The 24,358-nt window shown below is 72.8% G+C and carries 23 protein-coding genes and 1 pseudogene; 10 read left to right on the forward strand and 14 right to left on the reverse strand.

The window, feature by feature from the left end:
- Window positions 1–75 precede the first annotated feature (75 nt).
- From ACN28C_RS13045 to ACN28C_RS13065, 5 genes are all read left to right on the forward strand, one after another.
- On the forward strand, window positions 76–606 hold the full coding sequence (locus ACN28C_RS13045; protein WP_422773733.1) for a DUF6328 family protein: 531 nt from the start codon (window positions 76–78) through the stop codon (window positions 604–606).
- A gap of 399 nt (window positions 607–1,005) precedes the next feature.
- Window positions 1,006–1,587 carry an RNA polymerase sigma factor gene (locus ACN28C_RS13050; protein ID WP_422773734.1) on the forward strand — a complete coding sequence of 194 codons (582 nt, stop codon included), beginning with the start codon at window positions 1,006–1,008 and terminating at the stop codon, window positions 1,585–1,587.
- Entirely contained in the window at window positions 1,584–3,521 is a 1,938-nt protein-coding gene (locus ACN28C_RS13055; protein WP_422773735.1) for an EAL domain-containing protein, read from the forward strand. Before ACN28C_RS13050 ends, ACN28C_RS13055 begins: the two co-directional genes overlap by 4 nt.
- A gap of 339 nt (window positions 3,522–3,860) precedes the next feature.
- Window positions 3,861–4,418 carry a hypothetical protein gene (locus ACN28C_RS13060; RefSeq protein ID WP_422773736.1) on the forward strand — a complete coding sequence of 186 codons (558 nt, stop codon included), beginning with the start codon at window positions 3,861–3,863 and terminating at the stop codon, window positions 4,416–4,418.
- Window positions 4,411–5,331: a serine hydrolase gene (locus ACN28C_RS13065; RefSeq protein WP_422773737.1), complete on the forward strand. Its 921-nt coding sequence runs from the start codon at window positions 4,411–4,413 to the stop codon at window positions 5,329–5,331. Before ACN28C_RS13060 ends, ACN28C_RS13065 begins: the two co-directional genes overlap by 8 nt.
- 26 nt (window positions 5,332–5,357) lie before the next feature.
- Here ACN28C_RS13065 and ACN28C_RS13070 read toward each other — a convergent pair whose 3' ends face one another.
- Window positions 5,358–5,909: a hypothetical protein gene (locus ACN28C_RS13070; RefSeq protein ID WP_422773738.1), complete on the reverse strand. Its 552-nt coding sequence runs from the start codon at window positions 5,907–5,909 to the stop codon at window positions 5,358–5,360.
- Between the two features lie 89 nt (window positions 5,910–5,998).
- Window positions 5,999–6,601, reverse strand: coding sequence for a TetR/AcrR family transcriptional regulator (locus ACN28C_RS13075; protein WP_422773739.1), 603 nt, complete (start codon window positions 6,599–6,601; stop codon window positions 5,999–6,001).
- 115 nt (window positions 6,602–6,716) lie between these two features.
- On the opposite strand from ACN28C_RS13075, the gene ACN28C_RS13080 reads away from it, so the two are divergent.
- Window positions 6,717–7,829, forward strand: a complete 1,113-nt coding sequence (locus ACN28C_RS13080) for an aldo/keto reductase (protein WP_422773740.1) — start codon at window positions 6,717–6,719, stop codon at window positions 7,827–7,829.
- Between the two features lie 414 nt (window positions 7,830–8,243).
- A complete protein-coding gene (locus ACN28C_RS13085; RefSeq protein ID WP_422773741.1) occupies window positions 8,244–10,229 on the forward strand; it encodes an acyl-CoA dehydrogenase family protein in 1,986 nt (661 codons plus the stop codon).
- A gap of 39 nt (window positions 10,230–10,268) precedes the next feature.
- On the opposite strand, the gene ACN28C_RS13090 is transcribed toward ACN28C_RS13085, so the two are convergent.
- The 6 genes from ACN28C_RS13090 to ACN28C_RS13115 all read right to left on the reverse strand — a co-directional run bounded on the left by ACN28C_RS13090 (window position 10,269) and on the right by ACN28C_RS13115 (window position 15,859).
- A complete protein-coding gene (locus ACN28C_RS13090) occupies window positions 10,269–11,237 on the reverse strand; it encodes an aldo/keto reductase (protein WP_422773742.1) in 969 nt (322 codons plus the stop codon).
- Window positions 11,238–11,346: 109 nt separating this feature from the next.
- Window positions 11,347–11,961 (reverse strand): hypothetical protein, encoded by a 615-nt coding sequence (locus ACN28C_RS13095; RefSeq protein WP_422773743.1) that lies wholly within the window; start codon window positions 11,959–11,961, stop codon window positions 11,347–11,349.
- A gap of 93 nt (window positions 11,962–12,054) precedes the next feature.
- The gene (locus tag ACN28C_RS13100; protein ID WP_422773744.1) at window positions 12,055–13,092 is read right to left on the reverse strand and encodes a hypothetical protein; all 1,038 of its coding nucleotides are present in this window, start codon (window positions 13,090–13,092) and stop codon (window positions 12,055–12,057) included.
- Between the two features lie 296 nt (window positions 13,093–13,388).
- A complete protein-coding gene (locus ACN28C_RS13105; RefSeq protein ID WP_422774643.1) occupies window positions 13,389–13,943 on the reverse strand; it encodes a hypothetical protein in 555 nt (184 codons plus the stop codon).
- A complete protein-coding gene (locus ACN28C_RS13110) occupies window positions 13,918–14,616 on the reverse strand; it encodes an RNA polymerase sigma factor (protein ID WP_422773745.1) in 699 nt (232 codons plus the stop codon). Before ACN28C_RS13110 ends, ACN28C_RS13105 begins: the two co-directional genes overlap by 26 nt.
- The gene (locus ACN28C_RS13115; protein WP_422773746.1) at window positions 14,609–15,859 is read right to left on the reverse strand and encodes a S8 family peptidase; all 1,251 of its coding nucleotides are present in this window, start codon (window positions 15,857–15,859) and stop codon (window positions 14,609–14,611) included. The genes ACN28C_RS13110 and ACN28C_RS13115 overlap by 8 nt, the downstream gene beginning before the upstream one ends.
- Window positions 15,860–16,129: 270 nt before the next feature.
- On the opposite strand from ACN28C_RS13115, the gene ACN28C_RS13120 reads away from it, so the two are divergent.
- Entirely contained in the window at window positions 16,130–18,781 is a 2,652-nt protein-coding gene (locus tag ACN28C_RS13120) for a CHAT domain-containing protein (RefSeq protein ID WP_422773747.1), read from the forward strand.
- Window positions 18,782–18,939: 158 nt separating this feature from the next.
- On the opposite strand, the gene ACN28C_RS13125 is transcribed toward ACN28C_RS13120, so the two are convergent.
- The 6 genes and pseudogenes from ACN28C_RS13125 to ACN28C_RS13150 form a co-directional block, all read right to left on the reverse strand.
- Window positions 18,940–19,347, reverse strand: coding sequence for a Fur family transcriptional regulator (locus ACN28C_RS13125; RefSeq protein WP_422773748.1), 408 nt, complete (start codon window positions 19,345–19,347; stop codon window positions 18,940–18,942).
- A 44-nt stretch (window positions 19,348–19,391) separates the two neighbouring features.
- On the reverse strand, window positions 19,392–19,691 hold the full coding sequence (locus ACN28C_RS13130) for an ArsR/SmtB family transcription factor (RefSeq protein WP_422773749.1): 300 nt from the start codon (window positions 19,689–19,691) through the stop codon (window positions 19,392–19,394).
- Between the two features lie 151 nt (window positions 19,692–19,842).
- Window positions 19,843–20,709: pseudogene (locus ACN28C_RS13135) on the reverse strand (metal ABC transporter permease); the annotation flags it as partial.
- Entirely contained in the window at window positions 20,706–21,482 is a 777-nt protein-coding gene (locus tag ACN28C_RS13140) for a metal ABC transporter ATP-binding protein (RefSeq protein WP_422773750.1), read from the reverse strand. The gene ACN28C_RS13140 and the pseudogene ACN28C_RS13135, both read right to left, overlap by 4 nt.
- Complete coding sequence (locus ACN28C_RS13145) at window positions 21,479–22,537, reverse strand: metal ABC transporter substrate-binding protein (RefSeq protein WP_422773751.1); 1,059 nt, start codon at window positions 22,535–22,537, stop codon at window positions 21,479–21,481. The genes ACN28C_RS13140 and ACN28C_RS13145 overlap by 4 nt, the downstream gene beginning before the upstream one ends.
- A gap of 81 nt (window positions 22,538–22,618) precedes the next feature.
- Window positions 22,619–22,933: a DUF6703 family protein gene (locus ACN28C_RS13150; RefSeq protein WP_422773752.1), complete on the reverse strand. Its 315-nt coding sequence runs from the start codon at window positions 22,931–22,933 to the stop codon at window positions 22,619–22,621.
- Window positions 22,934–22,972: 39 nt separating this feature from the next.
- Between ACN28C_RS13150 and ACN28C_RS13155 the strand changes: the two genes are divergently transcribed.
- On the forward strand, window positions 22,973–23,314 hold the full coding sequence (locus ACN28C_RS13155; protein WP_422773753.1) for an antibiotic biosynthesis monooxygenase: 342 nt from the start codon (window positions 22,973–22,975) through the stop codon (window positions 23,312–23,314).
- A 466-nt stretch (window positions 23,315–23,780) separates the two neighbouring features.
- Complete coding sequence (locus tag ACN28C_RS13160) at window positions 23,781–24,311, forward strand: hypothetical protein (RefSeq protein WP_422774644.1); 531 nt, start codon at window positions 23,781–23,783, stop codon at window positions 24,309–24,311.
- Window positions 24,312–24,358 lie beyond the last annotated feature (47 nt).

Consider the following 24,358-nt stretch of genomic DNA (forward strand, 5'->3'; position numbering starts at 1 on the left):
AAAGATGCACGCGTTTCGCCGATCCGCGCTCCGGGCAATGACGCCGGAACCAGTAGGCGATCTGGAGGTGGCAGGGTGTCCACGGAGCCCGTACCGGGTGCGGAGGAGACCGCGAAGCAGCGGTGGCAGCGGAACTTCGCGGACCTGTTGCAGGAGTTGCGGGTGGCGCAGACGGGGGTGCAGATCCTCTTCGCCTTCCTGCTCACCCTGCCGTTCAGCAGCGGCTTTCCGGAGACCAACGCCTTCCAGAAGGACACCTACATCGTCGCGCTGCTGGCCGCCGCCGCTGCCGCAGCGCTGATCATCTCGCCGGTCGCCTTTCACCGTGCGCTCTTCCGGCGGGGACGCAAGCCGGAGATGGTCCGGTTCGCGCACAGGATGGCAAGCGGTGGCCTGGCCTTCATGCTCGTCGCCATGGTCAGCTCGGTGTTGCTGGTCACCGACTTCGTCCTGCCCCGGCCGGTGGCGTTCGTGCTCAGCGGGCTGACCGCCGCCTGGTTCCTGACGTTCTGGGCTGCGATGCCATATCTGCGGCGAAACTGGGGCGAGCCGGACGAGGACGACGACGAGGAGCCGGCCACGGGTCGGCCCGACGCGGTCGGCTGAGCGCCGGCCGACCCGGGAGCGGCCCGGCTCACCGTCGCGATTACTCTGCGCAATCCATACGGGACAGTAGACGTCTTCGCCTGATCGGCTTGTCTACTGTGGCCGATCGGAGGAAGTGCTCCAGGTAGTTCCCGCTTTTTTGATCATCGCCATCTTCGGCCGGGCGGGTCGCCCCCTACGCCGGGTCCTTTGACGGAGAGTTATACGCGGAACCGACAACTACGGACCGCGAGAGGCGAGGATGAGCGAGGTTCTGGGGGGACTGCCGGCCGGGCGCCCGGTGGCGGTACTGGTTGACCCGGTCGGGGGGCCGGGTCAACCGATCGACGAGCGCGACCATGACGGGCACCGGGTCGGGCAGGCGCGCCGACTCCGTCGAACAGACGGGGGTGAGGCGGCATGAGGGGCGGGGACAACGCGGTGGTACGGGCCGAGTCGGCCGCCCGGTTGGGGGACCGGGGCCAGGCCGAGTCCGAGGTGAGTTTCGAGGCGTTCTGCCAGCGGAACTTCGTGCTGGTCGAGCGCTTTCTGCTCGCCCAGTGTCCGGACCGGGGGCTGGTCGAGGACGCCGTACAGGAGGCCTTCATCACCGCCCGCGACAAGTGGGAGCAGATCCGGGAGTACGAGAAGCCGCTGGCCTGGATGTACAAGACCGCCCGCTACAAGCTGCTGGTGCTGCGCCGGCGCCGGCGGCAGGACGTCGAGGTCAGCCTCGACGAGGTGCCACCGGAGCGGCTCGCCGAACCGGCCGATCCGGCGGAGGCGCGCGAACTGCTCCGGGGCTGGCTGCCCCAGCTGCCGCCACGCCAGGCCGAGGTCTTCATGCTGGCGCTGGACGGCTGGGCCGACCAGGAGATCGCCCAGTTGCTCGGCATCGCGTACAACACGGTGCGGACGTACCGGCAGGAGGCGCGGAGCCGGTTGAAGGAACTCGCCCAGCAGGCGGGCTTCGACACGCCCGCCGGAAGGGGGCGGGGATGAACCTGGACGACATCCTCTCGTTGGCCGCCGACCGGTCACTGAGCGAGCTGGAGCGGGCCCGCGCCCGCCGGGCCACCCGCAGGGTGCAGCAGGAATACCAGCGGGCCGTCTCCGAGGGCCGGGACCTGACCGGCGACATCGAGGTCCGGGATCCGTTGACCGCCGACACCGACGAGGCGGCCCGGATCGTCCGGGCGGCGGAGTTGGCGAAGCTGGGCACCGTGACCTGGGTACGCAACACCGGCGAGCTGGCCTGGTCGGACGAGATGGCGCTGATCCTCGGCCAGCCGCCCGGGACCCTCCGGCACTCGGTCGCGGCGCTCTCCCGGCTGATCCACCCGGACGACCTCGACCGGGTCCGCCGGGCGGTCGAGTCGGTCTGGCGGGAGCAGACCGTCCGGGAGACGACCTGCCGGGTGGTCCGGCCGGACCGGGTCACCCGGTACGTGCACTGCTACCTGGAGTACGTCGTCGACGACGGGCACCGCCCGTACGGCATCATCGCCACCGCCCGGGACATCACCGAGCGCGAACTCGCCCGGCAGGAGCAGGACCGGCTGGCCCGCCGCCGCGAGACGGTGCAACCGGAGCTGGCCGGCCGGGACCCGGTCACCGGGCTCTTCTCCCGGTCGAGGTTTGCCGACGAGATCGACACCGCGCAGCGGGGCGGGCCGGGTGTGCTGCTGGTGGTGGCCGTGGAGCCGGTCGGTCCGGCCGGCGACCCCGCCGCACTCGGCATCGCCGGCCTCGGCGGTGGTGCCGGCGGCGCCGACGGCGCGGACGAGCAGGAGCGGCTGGCGGTCGCCGTCGCCCAGGTCGTCCGGCGGGTCGTCCGTCGTTCCGACGTCTGCGGGCTGACCGGCCCCCACGAGTTCGGGGTGCTGATGCAGCGGACGACGCTCAGTTCCGCCACCGCGCTCGCCGAGGCGATCATCGACGGCATCCGCTCCCAGTCCTTCGTGCTGGGCCGCACCCGGCTGGTGGACGCCTGGGGCGGCCTGGTTCGCTACCAGGGCCGGGACGGCAGCCGGGGTGCCGACCTGATCGTGGACGCGGAGACGGCCTGGCGTCGCGCCCGGGCGACCGGCGTCTCCCGGGTCGCGCTCGACCAGCCCGCGGCCGAGGAGGAGCGTCGGGCGCTCTGCCGCAGCCGGATCCGGGCGACGGTGGCGGAGAACCGCTTCACCCTCTACACCCAACCCATCCTCGACCTGCGGCTCAACCAGATCACCCGGCAGGAGATCCTGCTCCGCCTGGTGAACGACGGCGGGCAGGCGCACTCGGCGTCGACGCTGCTCGGCGACGCCGAACGGGTGGACGAGATCCTGCCGATCGACCGGTGGGTGATCGACCGCACCATCGAGCTGATCGCCCGGGGGTCGGGTACCTCGCACTACCAGGTGAACCTCTCCGGCCGGTCGCTCGGCGACCCGCACCTGCTGGAACGGGTGCAGGAGCGGCTCCAGCGCTGTGACGTGGACCCGGGCCAGATCACCTTCGAGATCACCGAAACGGCGCGGATCGGCAACCTGACCGAGGCGCACAACTTCGCGCACGGCATCCGTCAGCTCGGCTGTCAACTCGCCCTCGACGACTTCGGGTCCGGGCACGTCCCGTTCGCCTTCCTCACCTACTTTCCGGTCGACCTGGTGAAGGTGGGTGGCGAGTTCGTCGCCGACCTCCGGCACTCGGTGGCGAATCAGAGCATCGTGCGCTCGATCGTGGAGATGTGCGGTGCGCTGGGCATCCGTACCGCCGCCGAGCACGTGGAGGACGAGGCCACGATGAACCTGCTCCGCGACTTCGGGGTCGACTTCGCCCAGGGTTACCTGGTGGGCAAGCCCAAGCCGGTGGCCGGTCCGGCGCGCACGGCGCGGGCGGCGCCCGGGACCGACCTCGATCAGGAGCGGGAGCTGCGAGCCGCCACGGGGTAGCCGAGGGGACGCCGGCTCGGCCCAGCCCCGGGGCAACCCGGTGCCGGGCCGGCCGGCGGGCGGTGGTGGAGCGGGGCGCCGGGCCGGCTGGGAAGGTTGGCGTGCCGGCCCGATGCAACGCTGCGGGATGCCGTAGCCGTCATGAAGGGCGTGACAGCCCGAGCAAGGCCGCGCCCGGCGGTCGACAGGCCGATGGCGGAACCCATCCGGAGCGATCCAGGTGTCCGGAGACGACCGTCGAGAGTCGTCCCGCAGCTGGTGCTGCTGGCAGTCGCGGGCGTCGTCGCCGGCTGTGGTAGCGGCCAGCCAGGCGCGTCGCCGGCCGGGCAGGCTCCCCCGGTGGTGGTGACCGATCAGGGGTACCGGCGACCGGCACCCTCCGCCCTGCTCGATGCGGCGCTCCTCGCGCCCACCGGTCTGGGTGAGGGATGGCGGCAGAGCCCGCACCCGCCGGAGCCACCGCCGTGGCCCTGGCTCCAGGAGGACTGCCCGGCGTACCGGGAGGCGGACTATCCCGCCCAGCGGCACCGCACGGGCGCCGTGCAGCGCCGCTACCGGTACGAGGGATCGGCGCTGGTCGCGACGCACGTCGTCGAGGCGTACGAGGCGGGGTGGGCGGCACGGGCCCTTGACGACGTGCGGCGGGTCCTGGACACCTGCCGGCGTTACGATGCCTACGGCGGGTCCATCTCGTTCACGCTCCTCGACACGGCTCTGCCGCCGCAGGACGGGCTGATCGTGCAGGGGCGGATCGAATCTCCCGGCACCTCTGCCCGGTCCACGCTGCTGGTGGCGGTACGCCACGGTGAACGCCTCTCGACGCTCCAGATTCCCGGGCCGGTGGACCAGCACACGGCGTACGCGGTGGCGGCGAAGTTGGGGGACCTCCTTGACTAGCCGCCGACGCGGGCCGACTCGCCGGAACCTGCTCGTCGCCACCGCCGCCGCGCTGCTCGGGGCGGGTGCCGCCGGTTCCGGGCTGGCGTACCGGTCGATGAGTGGCGAGGACACCTCGCAGCGTCCCGGCCCGCAGGCCGGCACGGCCCGACCGACGCCCAGCCCGACGCCGGACTACGAGGCGCTGGCGCGTACCCGGGTCGAGAAGTACCTGCGCGGGGTCGGCGGGCGGGTCACCCTGGCCGTGCAAGATCGTCACCGCGGCCTGGCGGTCGCCGCCGGGACCCGGCGGTTCCAGACGGCGAGCATCGTCAAGGTCGACATCCTGGCGGCGCTGCTGCTACGCCGGCAGGACCAGGGTCGCAAGCTCGGCGCGCAGGAACGGCAACTGGCCCGGTCGATGATCACGGCCAGCGACAACGCCGCCGCGAGCAGCCTCTACGCGATCGTCGGTTACCGGGCCGGGCTGACCGCCGCCAACCGGATCCTCGGGTTGCGCGAGACGACGGTCAACTCGAGTTGGGGGCTGACCACGACGACCGCCGCCGACCAGCTCCGGCTGCTGGCATCGGTCACCGATCCGGCTGGTCCGCTGACCGACGCCAGCCGGGAGCTGCTGTTCGGGCTGCTCGGACAGGTCGACGACGAGCAGGACTGGGGCGTCACCGCCGCCGCCGGTCCGGCCAGCACCGCGAGCTACGTCAAGAACGGCTGGACGACGGTTGACGCCGACGACGGGCTGTGGCTGGCGAACAGCATCGGCCGGATCGTCGAGCCGGGGCGGGACTGGCTGATCGCCGTACTCTCCGACCATCACGCCAGCCGAGCCGACGGGATCAGGGCGGTGGAGCGGGCCGCGACGTACACCCTGAAAGAGCTGCGCGCGATCCCGCCGGCCGCCCCGGCGCACTGAGTGGTCAACCGACCCGGTTGGTGTTCTCAACCGACCCGGTTGGTGTTCCGCAGAATGATCGTGAACTCACCACCGTGGGCCCGCCGACCCAGACCGTTCACCTGGCCCGGCGCCGTGTCGCCGGAGAAGTAGTAGAGCGGCCAGCCGCCGTACGTCGCCTGCCACGTGCCGTTGCCGAGCCCTTGCCGGCCGGGGCGATGGGACGACTCACCGTCGAGCGTGGGCCGCTCCACGGTGAGCACCGGTGGCCACTCCGCCGCGCAGGCGCCCAGGCAGGTGACGTTGCCGTGCTCGTCGCCGCTGAACGTGTAGACCGCCCGGCCCTCGGCGTCGACGAGCGCGTCCGGATATTTCGGCAGGCCGAACGTGAGCGCCGCCGCATCTCCGCTCGGCGAGGGGGGCGCGGTCGTGGTGGGCGGCGTGGTCGCCGCCGCCGCCGTCGTCGTCGCCGTCGCCGTCGTCGTCGCGGCGGGAGGCGCGGAGGTGTCGTCGCCTCCGGAGCAGCCGCCGGCCAGCAGGAGTGCGCCGCCGGCGGCCAGCCCTGCCAGCCGGAACCGGGACCCAGATCGATGCGTCAACTCTGCCCCCAACCACGATCGTTCGACGGGATTGGTACCAGCCTATTGGTATCACCGAGGGGCAACGGTGACGTCACGCCGGAGACCGGTCAGGTCGTGACCGCCGGGCGGCTCGCCCGGAGGCTGCCGATGCCGATGTCGAGCGCGGCCTCCAGATGCGTGATCCGGCCGGTGGCGAGCATCACCACGACGCCGCCCTGGATGCCGGCGAGCAGCGCGGCGGCGGATCGCTCGGCATCGAGTCCGGGATCGACCTCGCCGATCGCCTGCATGTGCTGGATCCCCGCGCTGATCTCCGCCTGCCAGCGGTGCAGCAGCTCGGTGACCACCGCGCGCGTTCCGGGGGTGCTCCGGCCGAGGTGCGCGACGAGACCGTTCAGCGGGCACTCCATCCCCTGACCGAGATAGCGGGCGACCACCCGGTCCCGCCAGGCCGACCAGGCCGGCCAGGAGGTGAGGTCGCCGAGTTGCGGCTGTTGGTCGCTGATCACCCGGTCCGCCTCGTGCCGGGCGACGGCCAGCAGCAGTTCGTCCTTGCCGTCCGGGAAGTAGTGGAAGAGCTGGCTCTTGCTGGTGCCGGTCCGGGCCCGTACGTCGTCCAGGGTGGTGGCCGCGACACCGCGTTCACGGATCTCCGCCGCCGCACCCTCGACGATCCGTTGCCGGGTAGCGGCGCCTTTCGTGGTTAACATCCGATTCATATGCATTCGATCCCTTGACGGTGGCCCAATTCTGGACTTGCTGGTCCATTTTATCCGGGGCAGAGTGGTGCCTCGGCCAATCCGGCCACGACGATCTGGGGGAGCCATGGGAATCGATAACTACTACCTGCTCGGCAGGTCCGGGCTCCGGGTGAGCCGGCTGGCCCTGGGCACGATGAACTTCGGCACCGCCGGTTTCCATGCCGCGTACGGCCGGACCGAGGCGGAGGCCGAACCCGTCTTCCGGGGCTACCTGGAAGCCGGCGGCAACTTCGTCGACACGGCGGACTTCTACACCGCGGGGGAGAGCGAGCGCATCCTCGGCCGATTGATCGCCGCGGGCCGGGTACGGGACAGGATCGTGCTGACCAGCAAGTTCACCAATACGGTCGATCCGGTCGACCCAAACGCCAGCGGTAACGGCCGCAAGCACATCATCCGGGCGCTGGACGCGACGCTGCGCCGGCTCGGCACCGACTACCTCGACCTCTACCTGTTGCACACCTGGGACCGGATCACCCCGGTCGAGGAGGTCGTGCGTACCCTCGACGACCTGGTGCGGGCTGGCAAGATCCGGTACGCCGGTCTCTCCGACGTTCCCGCCTGGTATGCCGCCCGCGCCCAGAGCCTGGCGGAGGCGCACTCACTGAATCCGATGATCAGCCTCCAGTTGCCGTACTCGCTCGTCGCCCGGGGCGTCGAGCCGGAGTTCGTGCCGATGGCCCAGTCGCTCGGGCTGGGGCTCACCGCGTGGAGCCCGATCGGCGGCGGGCTGCTCACCGGCAAGTACCGGCGGACCGGTGACGGCCTGGCCGGCGAGGGCCGGCTCGGTGCGCCCGGCGGGCACCAGCGGCCGGTCGGCGAGCGGGAGTGGCGGGTGATCGACGCGCTGGAGGGTGTCGCGGCGGAGCTCGGCCGGAGCATGGCCCAGGTGGCGATCAACTGGGTGGCGACACAACCCGGTGTCGGCTCGGCGATCATCGGAGCGAGCACCCCGGAGCAGTTGGCGAGCAACATGGCCGCGCTCGACTTCGAGATTCCGCCGGAGGCGCGCCGCCGGCTCGACCTGGCCAGCGCGGCGGAGCTGGCCGGGCCCTACGCCATGTTCACGCCGGAGTACCAGTCCTGGGTGGTGAGCCCCGGCCTCGGCATCGGCGACAAGCCGGCCGGATATGCCCCGCCGGTCTGGAACGGTGCCGTCGCCCAGCCGGCCGCGTGACGTCGCCCGCCCGTCCTGCCCCTGGCCGGCAGGATCTTCGTCATGCAGCCTGTATTTCGCCGTCGGCTCGCTCACCTGTACATCAGAGGCGCCATGCCGACCCGGTAACGCCTCTGATGTACAGGTGACGGTGGGCGATGGCGGCGTGTCGGCGGGTGGGTGGGGTGGGGAGGTGGGTGGGGAGGTGGGAGGTGGGGAGGGGATTGAGGGGGAGGGGAGGTGGGAGGTGGGGAGGGATTGAGGGGGAGGGGAGGTGGGAGGTGGGGGATTGAGGGGGTGGTATGGGGTTGCTACTGTCGGGTAACAAGTCGGGGTAGGGTTGTTCGCGTGGATTGCTTGGACGACAGGTAGGACCCCTGCCAGGAGCCAGGACGATCGGTGAGGGTCCTTCCATACAGCTCGGAGGGGGTTGCCGTGACCACGACAGAGCAGAACAGGCCGGCGGCGGGTGACTCGGACGGAGTCGGACCGCTGCCGAAGGAGGCCGGTCAGGTCACCGAGCGGGAGGCCCGGCAGGTCGCCGAGGCGGCCCGGGAAGCGGAGTGGGGCAAGCCGAGCTTCGGCAAGGAACTCTTCCTCGGCCGGCTCCGGCTCGACCTGATCGACCCCTGGCCCCGGCCCGAGCCGGAGCGCGCCGCCCGAGCCGAGGAGTTCCTCTCCCGGCTCGGCGACTACGTACGCTCCGAGGTGGACGGCGAGGCGATCGAGCGGGACGCCCGGATCCCGGACGAGGTCTTCGCCGGGCTGGGCCGGCTCGGCGCCTTCGGAATGAAGATCGACCAGAAGTACGGCGGCCTCGGCCTCTCCAACCTGCACTACTGCCGCGCGCTGACCCTGGCCGGCTCGGTCAGCCCGGCGATCGGCGCGCTGCTCTCGGCGCACCAGTCGATCGGGGTGCCGCAGCCGCTCAAGCTCTTCGGCACCGACGAGCAGAAGCAGCGCTTCCTGCCCCGGCTCGCCGCCGGTGAGGTGTCGGCGTTCCTGCTCACCGAGCCGGACGTCGGCTCCGACCCGGCCCGGCTCGCCACCACCGCCGAGCCGACCGAGGACGGCACCGGCTACCGGCTCAACGGCGTCAAGCTCTGGGCCACCAACGGCACCGTGGCGAGCCTGCTGGTGGTGATGGCCCGGGTGCCCGCAGCCCAAGGGCGGCGCGGCGGCATCACCGCCTTCGTCGTCGAGGCCGACTCGCCCGGCATCACCGTCGAGCGGCGCAACGCCTTCCTCGGACTGCGCGGTCTGGAGAACAGCCTGACCCGGTTCACCGACGTCTTCGTACCCGCCGAGAACGTCGTGGGTGGCGAGGGGCGCGGCCTGAAGATCGCGCTGACCACCCTGAACACCGGGCGGCTCTCGCTGCCGGCGATGTGCGTGGGCGCCGGAAAGTGGTCGCTGAACGTGGCCCGGGAGTGGGCCGCCGATCGGGTCCAGTGGGGCCGGCCGGTCGGCGGGCACGAGGCGGTGGCGAGCAAGCTCGCCTTCATCGCCGCCACGACGTACGGCATGGAGACCATGCTCGACCTGAGCTGCCTGCTCGCCGACGACGACCGTAACGACATCCGGATCGAGGCGGCACTGGTCAAGCTCTACGCCAGCGAGATGGCCTGGAGGATTGCCGACGAGCTGGTGCAGATCCGGGGTGGGCGCGGCTACGAGACCGCCGAGTCGCTGACTGCCCGGGGCGAACGCCCGGCCGCCGTCGAGCAGATCCTCCGTGACCTGCGGATCAACCGGATCTTCGAGGGTTCGACCGAGATCATGCACCTGCTGATCGCCCGGGAGGCCGTCGACGCCCACCTCTCGGTGGCCGGCGACATCATCGACCCCGACGCCGAGCTGGGCCAGAAGGTGCGGGCCGGGGCAAAAGCGGGCGCGTTCTACGCGCGCTGGCTGCCCAGCCTTGCCGTCGGCCGTGGCCAGACCCCGAGCGGGTACGCCGAGTACGGCAACCTCGCCGGCCACCTGCGGCACGTGGAGCGGACCGCCCGGAAGCTGGCCCGGTCGACGTTCTGGGGGATGTCCCGCTGGCAGGGCAAACTCGAGCACAAGCAGGGCTTCCTCGGCCGGATCGTGGACATCGGCGCCGAACTCTTCGCGATGTCGGCGGTCTGCGTACGGGCGAACGCCGAACGGGAGACCCGGCCGGAGGGCGTGGAGCTGGCCGACCTCTTCTGCCGGCAGGCCCGCGTACGCATCGCCGCGCTGTTCCGGGCGCTCTGGGAGAACACCGACTCGGTCGACACCGTGGCGGCGAAGCGGATCCTCGCCGGCCGGTACGCCTTCCTGGAGGACGGGGTGGTCACCCCCGCCGCCGACCTGCCCTGGGTGGCCGCCTGGCAGCCCGGCCCGTCCACGGCCGAGGACGTCCGCCGCCGCATCCCCCGCCCCGACCAGAAGTGAGCGGAAGTGGCGTGGTTTTCAGGCAGCCGGTGACCCGGCTCAGTAGAGCCAGGACTCCTTCGGAGCGGTGAGCGGGGCCAGCGTCTCCCAGAGTTCCTCGGGGATCTCCCAGGTGGCGAGGCGGGCCGTCTCGGCAATCCGCTCCGGGCGGGAGACCCCGACGATGGTGGCGGTGATCCGGGGGTCACGCAGGGAGAACTGGAGTGCCGCCGCCCCCAGCGGTACGCCGTGCGCCGTGCACGCCGCCTCCATCGCCCGGATCCGCTCCAACGTGCCGGCGTCCGCCTCGCGGTAGGCGTACCTGGTGAACTCCGCGGGGCCCTTGGCCAGGATGCCGCTGGCGAAGGGCGCCGCGTTCACCACGCCGACGCCGAGGGCTACCGCCTCGTCGATCAGGTCACCGGCCGAGCGGTCCACCAGGGTCCACCGGTTGTGCGTGATCAGTGCCGCGAAGTGTCCCGTACGCAGGTAGCGCGCCATCAGCTCCACCGGGCCGCCGGCCACCCCGAGGTGTCCGATCACGCCCTCGCGCTGCAACTCCAGCAGCGTCTCGACCGGGCCGCCCGGCGCCATACCCGCCTCGAAGCTGATGTGTTCCGGGTCGTGCAGGTAGACCAGCGGCAGCCGGTCCAGGCCGAGTCGTTCCAGGCTTCCCACGGCGGAGCGACGCGTCTGTGCACCGGAGAAGTCGCCGGTGCTGAGGTCTCGGTCGACCTTGGTGGCGAGCACGAAACCCTCCGGTACGCCGCCGATCCGGCGCAGTGCGGCACCGATCCGCCGCTCGCTCTCCCCGTCGCTGTAGCCGGCGGCGGTGTCGAGGAAGTTGAACGGGCCGGTCAGCGCGGCGAGGGCGGTCTCGGTGCCGCGTTCGGCGTCGACGTCGTACCCGAAGACGCCCGGCATGCTGCCCAGCGGGCCGCCGCCGACGCAGACCGGGGTGACGCGCAGGCCGGTGCGGCCGAGCGGGCGGCGGGGGAAGGCGTCCGGGACATGTTCCTGTCGGTACACGGAGATCCTTGACTTGCGACGTCGGCAGGCGTTGCCGGCGGGCGATCATGCCGCCCGCCCGGACATTGTGGCCGGCAGCGGCGGCGCTGGCCAGCCGTTGCGGGCATCATCATCGGCGGCCCGGTGCGCCGCGCAGTCCGAGCGCACGCAGTTCCAGTGCCGCCAGCGCCTCCACTGCCCCGGCGTCACCCCGCCGCCACGCCTGCGCCACGTCCGGATCGATCCGGGTGAGCCGGCGGATCGGCTGGTTGGCCAGCGCCCGCAACGCCAGCAGGTCCCGCCCGCCGGGCGCCGACCGCAACGCCCGGGCGGCGGCGGCCCGCCGCATCCAGCGGACCCGCAACGGCAGCCACCCCAACAGCACCACCCCGAGCGGAAACACCAGCAGGGCCAGCGACAGCGCCAACGCCAGGTCACCCACCAGCTCCTGCTGCTCCCGTCCGGCGTCGGCCATCGCCCGCGCCGCTCCGGCGGCCTTCTCGAACGGCGAGGTCAGCTCGTCGCCCACCACGGGCAACCGGCCGACCTTCCCACCCGCGTCGGCCAGGTTGTCGGCCAGCCCGCCGCCGGCCCCCTCCAGCTTCTGCCCGGGTACGGCGAGCTTCTGCACCAGGTCGTGCAGCCACATCGCGGCCCGGATCCACAGGTAGACCCAGGCGACGACGAGCAGGTCGGTGAGGAGTTGGCGGGCGGCGGTCGGAAAGCGATCGGCGTAGATCCTCATGCCGGTCAGCGTGCCACGGGCCGGTGCGCGACGCCGTGCCGGTGGGCCGGAGGTGCGCTCCCCGGCCCACCGCCCCCACCGTGCTGTCGTCGGTCAGCGCCGGTCCGACACGATGGTGTAGTCCACCCCGCCGAGCACGAACTTCTCGCCGATCTCCCGGGCCGGTCCGACCTGGAGCACCTGGAGCACGTACGGCTTCTGCACGGCCTCGCCGGCCGCGAAGCTCAGCTTGACGACGGGACGCTCCTCCGGGTTGATCGGCAGGTCCCTGATCTCCGCCCGTGCCGGGTCGACCTCCAGCTGGTTCCGACCGACCACCCGGACGCCGTCACCCGCCCGGCCGTTGCGTACCCAGCGTTCGAAGAGCTCCGGGCCGAGGTCGACCACGACCTTCACCCCCGGCACGACCTGGTCCGCCGGCCGGAACACGAGGTCGAAGTTGGCCGGCACGGGCAGCGCGTTCGCCAACGCGTACGGGCGGTCGACCGACGGTCCGCCCGGGGTGGCCGGGACGGTGTTGGCGTTCTTCCAGACGATGTTGTTGTTGTACTGCGTGTTGATGGAGGTCGCCGTGCCCTCGAAGTTCATCGGATCGGTCGCGGACTCCCAGCGGAGCAGGAGGCAGAAGTGGCCGATGGAGGGCACGTTGGGCCACGCGATGGAGGTGACCGTCTCACCGGGCGCGACGGGCAGGCTCTTCGCACCGATCGGGGTCCAGTGGACCGGCCAGTTCGCCGCGCCACCCGAGGTGGTGTAGTACGCGCGCAGCGTGCCGGAGCTGGTCCCCGACCCGTACGGGCCCGGGTTCCGGAGCTTGACGAAGATGTAGCTGGTCGACCCGACGACCGGGTTCGTGTGGGACGCGCACTCGATCCCGTCGGGGCAGATCTTGACGTCCGGGCTGTTGAAGAAGGACGAATAGATCGCCCCGTGCGGCTCGTTCCCGACGTCCGACGCGGTGTCCTTCATGAACGCGTCGGTACGCTCGGAGGCCGCGGCGGTGGCCGTCGACCCGTTGCCGGCGTCACCACCCAGGGCGGCGCTGCTCGTCGAGAGGGTCAGCAGCGTCGCCAATACCGCGCCGAACAACACTATCGAGGTTCGGAGCAGGCGTGGACTCGCAGTGGTCATGGGGTTGGTTCTCCTTCGGTACTGGGGCGATGAGTAGTGAGAAGCGCGCTCCCACGGGGCCGGCAAAACGACTCTAGTCAGTGACCGAAGGCAATGGAATATGCAGATAATTTGATTGCCGTGCGTGCCCGCATATGCCGGGGAGGGAGTAATTCTCGGATAAGGAGGAACGCGAATGGAAGAATTACCCGCCGTTTTGTATCAACCGCGCCCGACGGTTCTCCTGTACGGCCGTGAATCCGGGTGGCGGTCACCGCCCGGCGACGCCTCGGCGTGCCGGCGGTTCCGTGGACGCCTCAGCGCAGCGGGACCCAACTTGTCGCCACCGCGTAGTCCGCGGTCCGCGCCTGTAGCTGGACCGGACCGGGCGGCGGCGGACCCAGCGAGAAGAAGCCGACGGCGTCCACCGCCACCTCCTCGTACGGGCCGCGTGGGGTGCGGGCGACGATCCGGCCGCCGCGAGCCGGCGAGAGCTGCCCGATGATGCCGGTGCCGGTCACCTCGATCGCCACCACGACCGGACCGGCGTGGAACGCCAGGGCGCGGGCGGAGCCGGCGGACCGGGTCAGACCGGCGGGCTCGGGGTCGCACGCCGAGTCGAAGGTCAACTCGGCGATGGCCAACTCGGTGTCCACGGTCCGCCAGCTGAACGCCGCGTAGCCGGCGGCCAGGAACTCGTCCGGACCGGCGGTGCGGAGCTCGTCCGCGTCGGCCGCCGGGAACTCGTCCCGGGGCGCCGGGGACTCGTCCGGCGGCGCCGGGGTCTCGTCCGGCGGCGGTCCGGTGTCGCGCAGCGCCTCGGCCAGCTCGCCCAGCAGGGCCTCGTCATCGCCTGGTGGCCACTGCCCCATCGCGGTCACCTCCGCTCCCGTCGGCCTCCGAGGACGCCCCGACGAACGCGGCGAGCGCGGGGGAGTCGCGCAGCTTCCGTAGGCATCGTGCCTGCGACGGGCCGATGCTGCCGATCGGCATGCCCAACCGCTCCGCGATCTCCCGATAGCTCGTCGGAGGATCGGCGACCAGCAGGGACAGCAACTCCCGGCAGCGCGCCGGGAGCTGGTCGAAGCCGTCCCGCAGCGCCTGCCGGCGTTCCGCCCGGAGCAGGTTCTCGTCCGGCGACGTGAAGTCCGGCGGCAACAGGGCACCGATGGTCGCCCCGACGGCGTGGTCGAGCGGGTCGAACGGCTGGGTACGCCGGCCGACACGGACCAGCCGGTAGCACTCCCGCCGGGTGGTGGTGGCCAGCCAGGTCGCCAGGGCGGCCGGCTCGCGTACCCGGCCCAGGTGCTCCACCAGGCGAAGCCAGACGGTCTGGTTCACGTCCGCCGCGTCGGTTCGGTCCAGCCGGTGTGCCCGGATCACCGAGAGCACCAGCGGGGTGTAGCGGCGGACCAGTTCGGTCCAGGCGAACTCGTCACCGTCGGTGGCCGCGGAGACCAGGTCGGCGAGGACGCCTTCCGTCCCCGGGTCGGCCGGTGCGGCGCCGGCATCGGGGCGCGCGGGCGGCTCCGGACGCTCAGTCAACGAGTACGCCGTAGTCGGGGTGCCAGGCGGGCTGGGCGAGCAGGAACTGCCGGGCCTGCTCGGCGTCGAGCCCGGTGGCGCTCATCACGGCGGCGAGCCGACCCGAGACGTGTGCCGCCGCGAACGACGTGCCGGCCCAGGCCGCGTACCCGAGGAACTGCCTGGCGGGCCGGCCGGGCAGCAGCAGTCGGCCGTCGACGTAGGTGCTGCTCCGCTCGCCGACCGCGCATGCGTCCACCCAGGATCCGAAGCCGCTGTATGCCGCCGGCACCAGCCCGTCCGCCTGCCGGCTGACGGCGGCCACCGCCAGGACCTCGGGGAGCGCCGCCGGCCAGGCCGGCCGGTCGGTGCCGGTGTTGCCCGCGGCCGCGACGACGACGGTGCCCGCCTGCCGGCCGGCGAGCAAGTTGACCAGCGGCAGCGGCGGCAGGTCGTCCTGGGTCAGACAACCCAGCGACAGGTTGACGATCGACACCTGCGGACTGAGTGCCGCCAGGGCCGTCGTCAGCATCTCCTCGTCACCGACGCCGGTCGGATCCAGCGCCGGCTCGGGGTCGAACCGCACGCCCGGCGCGGCCTGCCGGACCACCCCGGCGACGAAGGTACCGTGACCGCCCTGCGGGCCGAGTACGTCGCCGTGCAGGTAGAGCGGGTCCTCGTCGTCGACCTCCGGCAGGTAGCCGCCGCCGAGCCACTGCGGGTGCCGGCTGCCGGCCAGCCGCCAGAGCCCGGTGTCGCAGATGCCGACCGTCACCCCGGCGCCCTCCCCGGCGTACGCCGGATCCGGCGCGGGCAGTGCGGCGGCGACCTGCGGCGGACCGCCCGGGTTGCCCATGATGTTGCCGTAGCCCAGCAGCACGTGGTGCGGTTGCGCCCGGGGGACCGGCTGGCCGGGCCACTGCCGGGGATCGCGCAGCGTCGCCACGACGGCGGGCACGTCGGTCTCCCGGTCGAAGTGCACCCGGGTGACGCCGGCGAACCTGCCGCCCGGGGCGACCTGATGGCCGGCCTTCCGCAGCGCGGTCACCACCCGTGGGGTGTCCGGGTCGGCCACCAGCAACTGCCGGGGGCGGTAGAGGAATTCCCGGCCGGCCTCGGCGTGGTACCGCACGTCCGAATCGGCTTCCAGCAGTTGTTGGAATGCCCGCTGGTATGCGGCGTCGTCGTCCCGGTCAGCGGCGGCGCGCCCCGGTCGGAGTGCGGCACTCAACGGTGTGGTCGCGGCCAGCGCGGCCAACGCCATGAGATGCCGACGGGACAGCCGACCGGTCGGGCGCGGCGCAACGGGACGGTCAGGCGACACCGGTCCTCCACATGTGCGAGAAAAGCGCGGTTGACAGGCCAACTCCTGGAACGTTCCCCGGCGCCTCCCTGAACGTTCTCCGGCGGCGTCAATTCTTTTCCAGCGATAGTCAGTTGTCAATAATCGTGGCTCCGGTGGGTGTCGCTGAATCGCCTCTTTTCGGATACGGTGCAGATTGACCGAAGGCCATTTATCGGGGATTCTGTCCGCATGGGTGACAGCGCCGGCTCCGTCGCTCCCACCGCCCGGGCGGCGCTCGACGCCGTCCAGCGCTATCCCCGCGAGGCCATCACGATCGGTCGACGGGTCCTGGCGACCGGGCAATCCGACGCGGACGAGCGGTCCACCGCGGAGCGGGCGATCGGGCTGGCCCTGCGGGAGCTCAACGACCTGCCGGGGGCGCTGCGGCATCTGCGCCGCGCGCTCCGGGCCGCCGGATCACCCCGGGCGGCGGCGCTGGCCAGGATGAGCCTCGGCTACGTGCTCGCCAACGCCGGCCGCACCTCTGCCGCACTCGCCGCGGTCACCTCGGCGCTGCCCGAGTTGACCGGCGCCGACGCCGGGCGGGCCCGGATGCAGCGGGGCGTGGTGCTGCACTTCCGTGGCCAGTTCGAGGAGGCGGTCCGGGAGTACGGGATCGCGGTGGAGATCGCCCAGCGCGAGGGCGACCGGCTGCTGGAGGCGCGCGCCCGGAACAACCGAGGGCTGCTCAACGCGCACCGGGGCGCGCCCCTGGGCGCCGACGACGACCTCGGCTGCGCCGCCGCCATCTTCCAACGGCTCGGACTGGAGCTGGCCGCCGCCGACGTCCGGTGGAACCTCGGCATCGCCGCGAGCCACGGTGGCGACATCCCCGGGGCGCTGCGCCGCTTCTCCGCCGTGGAGGAGGAGTACACCCGGCTCAACGTACCCCGGCCGGCGCTGCTGCTCGACCGGTTCGAGCTGCTGCTCTCCGTGCCACTGGTCGACGAGGCGGTCGAGGTGGCCAGCGTCGCCGTACGCGAGCTGCAACGGCGCCGGATGGCGTCGGACCTCGCCGAGGCGCTGCTCGCCCGGGCCCGGGCCGCCCTGCTCGCCGGTGATCTGGCGACCGCCACCGAGACCGCGGCGGCGGCACGGGTCCGGTTCCGCCGCCAGGGGCGCCGCACCTGGGCCGCCTTCGCCCGGCACGTCGAACTGCGCGCGGAACTGCGCCGGGGTACCCGCTCGGCCTCCCTGCTGGCCGCGATGGTGCGCACCGCCGGACAACTCGACGCGACCGGATGGCCCGGTCCCGCGCTGACCACCCGGATCGAGGCAGCCGGGCTGGCCGCCGCGCTGGGCCGTACCGGGCAGGCGTTCGACCTGCTCGCGGTCGCCGCGCAGGCGCGCCGCCGGGGGACGGCGGCGCGGCGGGCGCAGGGCTGGTACGCGCTGGCGCTGTCCCGGCGGCTCGGCGGAGACCACCGGGGTGGTGCCCGGGCGCTGCAACGCGGACTGGCGGTGCTCGACGGCTACCGGGCCGCGCTCGGCGCCACCGAACTGCGTGCGCACAGCGGCGCACACGGTCAGGAGTTGGCGGCCGAGGGCGTCGACCTCGCGATCACCTGCGGTACGCCCGCCCAGGTGCTTGCCTGGACGGAGCGGTGGCGGGCCAGCACGCTGCGGATGCGGGCCGTGCTCCCGCCGCAGGACGTCGGGCTCGCCGCCGCCCTCGCCGAGCTGAGGATGGTCAGCGGCGCGCTGGAGGAGGCGCTGCTCGCCGGCCGACCGGTGACCGCACTACGCCGTCGCCAGACCCGGTTGGAACGGCACATCCGGGAACTCGCCCGAGGGGTCGACGGCGGCGGCGGGCTGCTGGCGCCGCCGGGTGTGCACACCCTCGGCGAATGGCTCGGCAGGGCCGTACTGGTGGAACTCGTCGCCCACCGGGAGCGGCTCCGGGCGGTGCTGCTCCGGGACGGTCGGGCGACCCTGCACGACCTCGGCCCGCTCGACGCGGCGCTGCACGCGGCCCGGCTGCACCGGTTCGGTCTGCGTCGGTTGGTGGTGACCGGGGACACCCCGGACGCGCGGGCCGGGGTGGAGCACGCCTCGGAGCTCCTGGATCGGCAGCTCTTCGGGCCGCTGCGGGCGATCCTGGCCGACCGGCCGCTGGTCATGGTGCCGATCGGGGCGTTGCACGCCGTCGCCTGGGCCGGCCTGCCGACCTGCGCCGGACGGCCGGTGACCGTGTCCCCGTCCGCGACGGCCTGGCTCGCCGCCGTCCGCCGTACCGCGCCGGACGGCCCGCCGCTGCTGGCCGCCGGTCCGCGCCTGCCCGCCGCCGAGAGCGAGGTACGCCTGCTGAGCCAGGTGCTGCCCGGCGCGCGTCTGCTGGTGGGCGATGGCGCGACCGCCGAGGCGGTGACCACGGGGCTGGACGGGACCCGGCTGGCGCACATCGCCGCACACGGGACGTTCCGGGCGGACAATCCGCTCTTCTCCACACTGGAACTCGCCGACGGCCCGCTGACCGCATACGAGTTGGAGCGGCTACCCCGACCGCCCGGCTGTGTCGTGCTCTCCGCCTGTGACTCGGGGCTCTCCGGCGTACGCCCCGGCGACGAGGTCATGGGGTTCACCTCGGTGCTGCTGGCCCTCGGCACCAGCAGTCTGATCGCCGCCGTGCTGCCCGTGCCGGCGGACCTGACCACGGCGCTGATGCTGGACCTGCACCGCCGGATGGACGCCGGTGCCTGGCCGGCGTCGGCGCTCGCCGCCGCCCAGCGGGAGTTCGCCGCCATCGGCGACGGCTCCGCACGGGCCACGGCGGCGGCCTTCGTCTGTTTCGGCGCCGGTTGGCTCGGCTCCACGCCGCCGGGCCGGCCGGCGGCCGACTGAGCATCACGCCACCGGCCCGGCCGGCGGCCGACTGAGCATCACGCCACCACACCGCAACCGGGCCGGCCGGCGGTCTCGGATACCGCCAACGGGCGGCGGCGAATCAGGTCACCGTTTGGCGCAGTCACCGTTTGGCGCAGGTCACCGTCTGACGCAGGTCACCGTTTGGCGCACTCCGGGCAGGTGCCGAAGATCTCCAGCGTGTGGCTGACGTCGGAGAAGCCGTGCTTGCTGGCGACCCGGTCGGCCCAGCTTTCCACGGCCGGCCCCTCCACCTCGACCGTACGGCCACAGGCCCGGCAGACCAGGTGGTGGTGGTGCCCCTCGCTGCACCGCCGGTAGAGGTGCTCGCCGCCCGGCGGCCGCATCACGTCGATCTCGCCCGCGTCGGCCAGCCCCTGCAGGGTGCGGTAGACCGTGGTCAGGCCGACCCGCTCGCCCCGGCTGCGCAGCATCGCGTGCAGGTCCTGGGCGCTGTGGAAGCCCTCCACCTCACCGAGCAGTGCGCTGACCGCGCTGCGCTGCCGGGTGTTGCGTGTCGCGGTGCCGCCGTCCGCCGCCGCCATTTCGCCCTCCTCACGTCGCACCAGGTGCCTGCCGGACGCCCCCGTCACGGTGTCTCGCCCGAGTGGCTGACCGCGTCCGCCACGATATGCGCGATGTGCTCGTCAACCAAGGCATAGGCGATTTCCCGACCGCGCCGCGAGCCGCGTACGACTCCGGCGCCGCGGAGCACCCGCAGGTGCTGTGAGACGAGCGGTTGCGGGGCGCCGAGCTGCTCCACCAACTCGTGCACGCACCGTTCGCCCTGTGCGAGCTCGCTGACGATGGCGAGCCGGATCGGTGCGGCGAGCGCGCGTAGCAGCTCACCGGCGCCCGCGTATGCCTCGTAGGCGTTTGTGCTCGTCACCCTGTAACGGTAACCGTTGTTAACGGCGTACCGCCGTTCGGTGCGCCGTTCCAAGGTCAACGGGTGTGGGGCCGGCAGGCTGGGCGGCTGCCGGACCGGCTGTGGCCCCGGCCGCCGAAGGCGCGTCCGGGGCCGCCTGCCGGGCGGCGTCGAGCGCCACGTCACAGGGCTCGACCTGCGGCTCCGGGCCCGGCACGGCGCGCCGCCGGGCCAGCGCCCGGCGTACCGCCACCCCCACCGACACCACCAGGAAGAGCCCGATCGCCAGGATCACGATGGTGGCCCCGAGGGCGGTGTTGGCGGTACCGGCCAGCCACACCCCGGAGCCGGAGGCGAGCAGGCCCAGCCCCATCGCCGCCAGCATGGTGCCGAGGAAGCCCCGGGTGACGAGCTGCGCGGTGGCCACCGGCACCACCATCAGGGCGCTGATCAGCAGCAGTCCGACCGCCCGCATCGCGATGGTCACGGTCACCGCCGTGGTCACCGCGAGTAGCAGGTTGAGCGCCCGGACCGGCAGGCCGGAGACCCGGGCGTACTCCTCGTCGTGGCAGATCGCGAAGAGCGCCGGGCGCAGCGTGACCATGGTCACCAGCACCAGCGCCGCGAGCGCCACGATCACCACCAGATCCTGCGGCGACGTCGTGGTCAGCGAGCCGAAGAGGTACGCCATCAGGTTGGCGTTGCTGCGGCTGCCGGAGAGCCCGACCAGCATCACGCCACCGGCGATGCCGCCGTAGAAGAGCATCGCCAGGGCGACGTCGCCGGAGGTGCGACCGCGTTCCCGGATCAGCTCGATCGCGACGGCGGCGACGGCGGCGACGATCACCGCCGTCAGCACGGGGGAGCGGTCGAGCAGCAGGCCGACCCCGACCCCGGTCAGCGCGACGTGCCCGACGCCGTCACCGATCAGCGACATCCGGCGCTGCACCAGATAGATGCCGAGTGCCGGTGCGGTCAGCCCGATCACCAGCGCCCCGACCAGGGCGCGGATCATGAAGTCGTACTGGAAGAGACTCATGCCCGGCCGCCCCACACCCCTGTCGATCCTGTCGACTCCTCCGGCGCGTGCGGGTGGACGTGGACATGGCCGGGCGCCGCGTGGTGTCCGACCGGTTCCGGCACCGGGCCGTCGTGCGCGATCTTCCCCTCGTGTACGACAACCGCCCGGGTGACCACCTCGGCCAGCGGCCCGAGTTCGTGTGCTACCAGCAGCACCGTCCCGCCGTCGGCGACGAACCCGCGCAGCGCCTCGGCGAAGGCGTCCTGGCTGGCCGAGTCGACCCCGGCGGTCGGCTCGTCGAGGACCAGCAGCTCCGGCCGGCCGGCCAGGGCCCGGGCGATCAGGGTGCGCTGCTGCTGACCGCCGGAGAGGGTCGCCACCGGGTCGCCGGCCCGCTCGGCGAGCCCGACCGCGCGCAGCGCCTCGGCCACCGCCGCCCGGTCGGCGCGTCCCGGCGGCCGGAGCACCCCGCGCCGGGCCAGCCGGCCGGAGGCGACCACCTCGGCCACGGTGGCCGGTACGCCGCTGCCGGCGCCCATCCGCTGCGGCACGTACCCGATCCGCTGCCACTGCCGGAAGCGGCGCTGCGGGGTGCCGAAGAGGGTGACCGCCCCGGCGGCCAGCGGCACCAGGCCGAGGATCGACCGGATCAGCGTGGACTTGCCGGAGCCGTTGGCGCCGAGTACGGCGACCACCTCGCCGGGGCTCACCCGCAGGGACACGCCACGGAGCACGGGGCGGTCGTCGTAGGCGACCACCCCGTGCTCCAGTGTGACGACGGGTCCGGTCATGAGCATCCGAGCGCGGTCTTCAGGGTCTGGAGGTTGCTGCGCATCACCGAAAAATAGTCCCCGGTGCTGTCCGGCTGCAGGCCCTCGATCGGATCGAGTACGGCGGTCTTCGCGCCGACCTCCCGGGCGATCGTCTCGGCGACCTTCGGGCTGACCAGGGTCTCGAAGAAGATCGTGGTCGTCCTGTGCTCCCGGGCCTCGGCGGCGACCTCGGCCAGCCGTTGCGGTGCCGGCTCGTCCTCCGGGCTCAGTCCGGAGATGCCGATCTGCTCCAACTGGTAGCGCTCCGCCAGGTACGCGAACGCGGTGTGGCTGGTCACCAGCTCGCGCCGCTCGCAGGTCCTCAGGCCCTGGGCGTACTCCGAATCCAGGGCCTCCAGTTCGGTGCGGAGCGTGGCCGCCCGGGCGGTGTAGTCGGCGGCCCGGTCCGGGTCGACCGCGCCCAGCCGCTCGGCCAGCTTGTCGGCGATCCCGGCCAGCCGGGTCGGATCCAGCCAGACGTGCGGGTCCTTCCCGCCGGTCTCCTCGGCGTGCTCCTCCCCGGCGGTCTCCTCAGCGTGCTCCTCCCCGGCGCCCGGCTCTCCGGTCGGCTCTCCGGTCGGCTCCCCGGTCGCGGACTCCGCGCCCTCGCCCGCGTGTTCCTCCTCACCTTCGCCCTCGTGCTCGTGGCTGCCGGCGGTCGCGTCCAGCAGTGGCGCGACGGTGGCCACGTCGAAGGCCCGGCCGCCGGCCTGCTGCTCGACCGCCTCGTCCACGCTCGGCTGGAAGCCGGCCAGCAGGACCACCAGCTCGGCGTCGCTGATCTGGCCGACCTGGCCCGGGTTGAGCTCCAGGTCGTGCGGCTCGGCGCCGGGCTTGGCGAGATTCGTCACCCGGACGGCGTCCCCGCCGACCCGTTCGGTGACGAACTGGAGCGGGTAGAACGCGGCGACGACGTCGACCCGGTCGGGGTCGGCGCCGCCGCCACCGCCGTCGCCACAGGCGGCGGTGCCGGCGAGCGCGAGCAGGCCGGTGGCGGTCAGAGCGACGGTACGCAGGGCAGGGCGGATCACCATGTCATCCACTCTGCGCGACAATGAGAATGATTGTCAAAAACGCATGCTTGCATGAGAGTGCTTTCAGGCCCGTGGCCGTCGTCAGAGGATCTTCATCAGTGCGGCGGCGACCAGCAGGGTCAGGATCAGCAGCCGGAGCGTCCGGGTCGCCGTCCGCTGCACCGGCCACGTGGTCACCAGCAGCGCGGCCAGCCCGGCGGCGAGCAGCAGCAGGAGGGCCCCGCCGACGATCCCGGGCGCGAAGAGGGCGACCAACACCAGCACCAGCGCGCCGAGGAACGCGGCCGTCGGGTTGACCCGGGCCAGGCGGGTCAGCAGGACACTCTGCGTACGCTGCATTCCACAGACTCTACGAGATCCCGATACCCCCGGCCGGCCGGCTGTTGCCCCCGACACCCCGCCTGCCGGCCGGGGCCGCGACGGCAGGAGGCGTACGTGCTCGTGACCAACCGGTTCGTCGTGGCGGAGGAGAACGCCGAGACCTTCACGGAGCGGGCGCACGCCGCGCTGGCGGCCCTCGCCGTCCGGCCGGGCTATCGCCGGGGCCGGCTGCTGCGGGCACTCGACGACCCCCGGCACTGGTGCATGATCACCGAGTGGGAGTCGGTCGGCACCTACCGCCGCGCTCTCGGAGCCTTCGACGTCAAGATCCACGCCACTCCGCTGCTCGCCGAGTCGCTCGACGAGCCGTCGGCGTACGAGACGCTCGCCAGCGCCGAACCGGACGGCCAGGTCGACGTCGCCCCGAGCGACCGGGCCGCCGACCCCGGCCGCTGACTCCGCTCGCCGGCTCCGCTCGCTGGCTCCGCTCGCTGGCCCCGCCGACTCGGGCCGCTGGCTCCGCTCGCTGGCTCCGCCGACTCGGGCCGCTGGCTCCGCTCGCTGGCTCCGCCGACTCGGGCCGCTGGCTCCGCTCGCTGGCTCCGCTCGCCGACTCCGCCGACTCGGGCCGCCGACCCCGGCTGCTGACTCCGGCCGGTGAGGAGCCGGGCACTACCCTTGCGCCATGACCGTTTCCGGACCGCCCGGCGGGCCGCCGTCCCCATTCGAGCCCGTCCAGGCCGACGGTCCCGCCGCGCCCGGCGGCGGATCCCTACCGCCGCCCGGTCCGTCCCGTCCGCCCGGCTATCCGCCGCCACCGGCCGGCTCCTACGGCCACCACACACATCCCACGAACCACGGTCAGCCGGCACCGCCGGCCGGCTACGGTCAGCAGGCGCCCCCGGGCGGTTACGGCTACCAGATGCCGCCCGCGGGCTACGGCGACTCGTCGCCCGTGGTGACGGCCGTGGTGACGGCGCCCCCACCACCGGCCGGGCCCGGTGTCGAGCCGCTCTTTCCAGCGCCGCCCAGCGAGGGCCGGGGCGCCCGGATGTGGCTCGGGCTCGGGGTGGCCGCCCTGGCCGTCGTACTCTTCTGCGGCGGTGGCGGGGCGGCACTGGTCGGCCTCCTGGTCTCCGGAGCCGAGGCGTTGAACGAGCAGGCCAGGTCGGTGGTGACCCAGTACCTTGACGCGATCGACGACGAGGAGTTCGACAAGGCGTACGGCCTGCTCTGCGAGTCCGCCCAGCAGCGGGAGTCGCCGGCCGAGTTCGAGCGCCGAGTCGGCGCCGAGCCGGAGATCGCCTCCTTCCGGGTCGGCGACGTCTCGCTGACCGGCGAGCTGAGCGTGCCGGTGGACGTCACCTATGCCAGCGGCGGGCGGGACAACCTTCAGGCCCTGCTGGACCAGGATCCGACAACCGGCGGTCTGCGGGTCTGCGACATCCGGTGAACCCGGGCACGAGAGCGGACAGCCGGTGGACAGCCGGCCGGCCGAGG

The sequence above is a fragment of the Plantactinospora sp. WMMC1484 genome (genome assembly GCF_049315195.1).
Lineage (GTDB): Bacteria > Actinomycetota > Actinomycetes > Mycobacteriales > Micromonosporaceae > Plantactinospora.

Coding starts and splice junctions, on each gene's coding strand:
- ACN28C_RS13080 (WP_422773740.1), top strand. CDS start 6,717: ATGGGAATCGATAACTACTACCTGCTCGGCAGGTCCGGGCTCCGGGTG.
- ACN28C_RS13160 (WP_422774644.1), top strand. CDS start 23,781: ATGCCGCCCGCGGGCTACGGCGACTCGTCGCCCGTGGTGACGGCCGTG.
- ACN28C_RS13105 (WP_422774643.1), bottom strand. CDS start 13,943: ATGGGGCAGTGGCCACCAGGCGATGACGAGGCCCTGCTGGGCGAGCTG.
- ACN28C_RS13115 (WP_422773746.1), bottom strand. CDS start 15,859: ATGGCGTTGGCCGCGCTGGCCGCGACCACACCGTTGAGTGCCGCACTC.
- ACN28C_RS13140 (WP_422773750.1), bottom strand. CDS start 21,482: ATGACCGGACCCGTCGTCACACTGGAGCACGGGGTGGTCGCCTACGAC.
- ACN28C_RS13055 (WP_422773735.1), top strand. CDS start 1,584: ATGAACCTGGACGACATCCTCTCGTTGGCCGCCGACCGGTCACTGAGC.
- ACN28C_RS13120 (WP_422773747.1), top strand. CDS start 16,130: ATGGGTGACAGCGCCGGCTCCGTCGCTCCCACCGCCCGGGCGGCGCTC.
- ACN28C_RS13050 (WP_422773734.1), top strand. CDS start 1,006: ATGAGGGGCGGGGACAACGCGGTGGTACGGGCCGAGTCGGCCGCCCGG.
- ACN28C_RS13095 (WP_422773743.1), bottom strand. CDS start 11,961: ATGAGGATCTACGCCGATCGCTTTCCGACCGCCGCCCGCCAACTCCTC.
- ACN28C_RS13100 (WP_422773744.1), bottom strand. CDS start 13,092: ATGACCACTGCGAGTCCACGCCTGCTCCGAACCTCGATAGTGTTGTTC.
- ACN28C_RS13145 (WP_422773751.1), bottom strand. CDS start 22,537: ATGGTGATCCGCCCTGCCCTGCGTACCGTCGCTCTGACCGCCACCGGC.
- ACN28C_RS13075 (WP_422773739.1), bottom strand. CDS start 6,601: ATGTTAACCACGAAAGGCGCCGCTACCCGGCAACGGATCGTCGAGGGT.
- ACN28C_RS13125 (WP_422773748.1), bottom strand. CDS start 19,347: ATGGCGGCGGCGGACGGCGGCACCGCGACACGCAACACCCGGCAGCGC.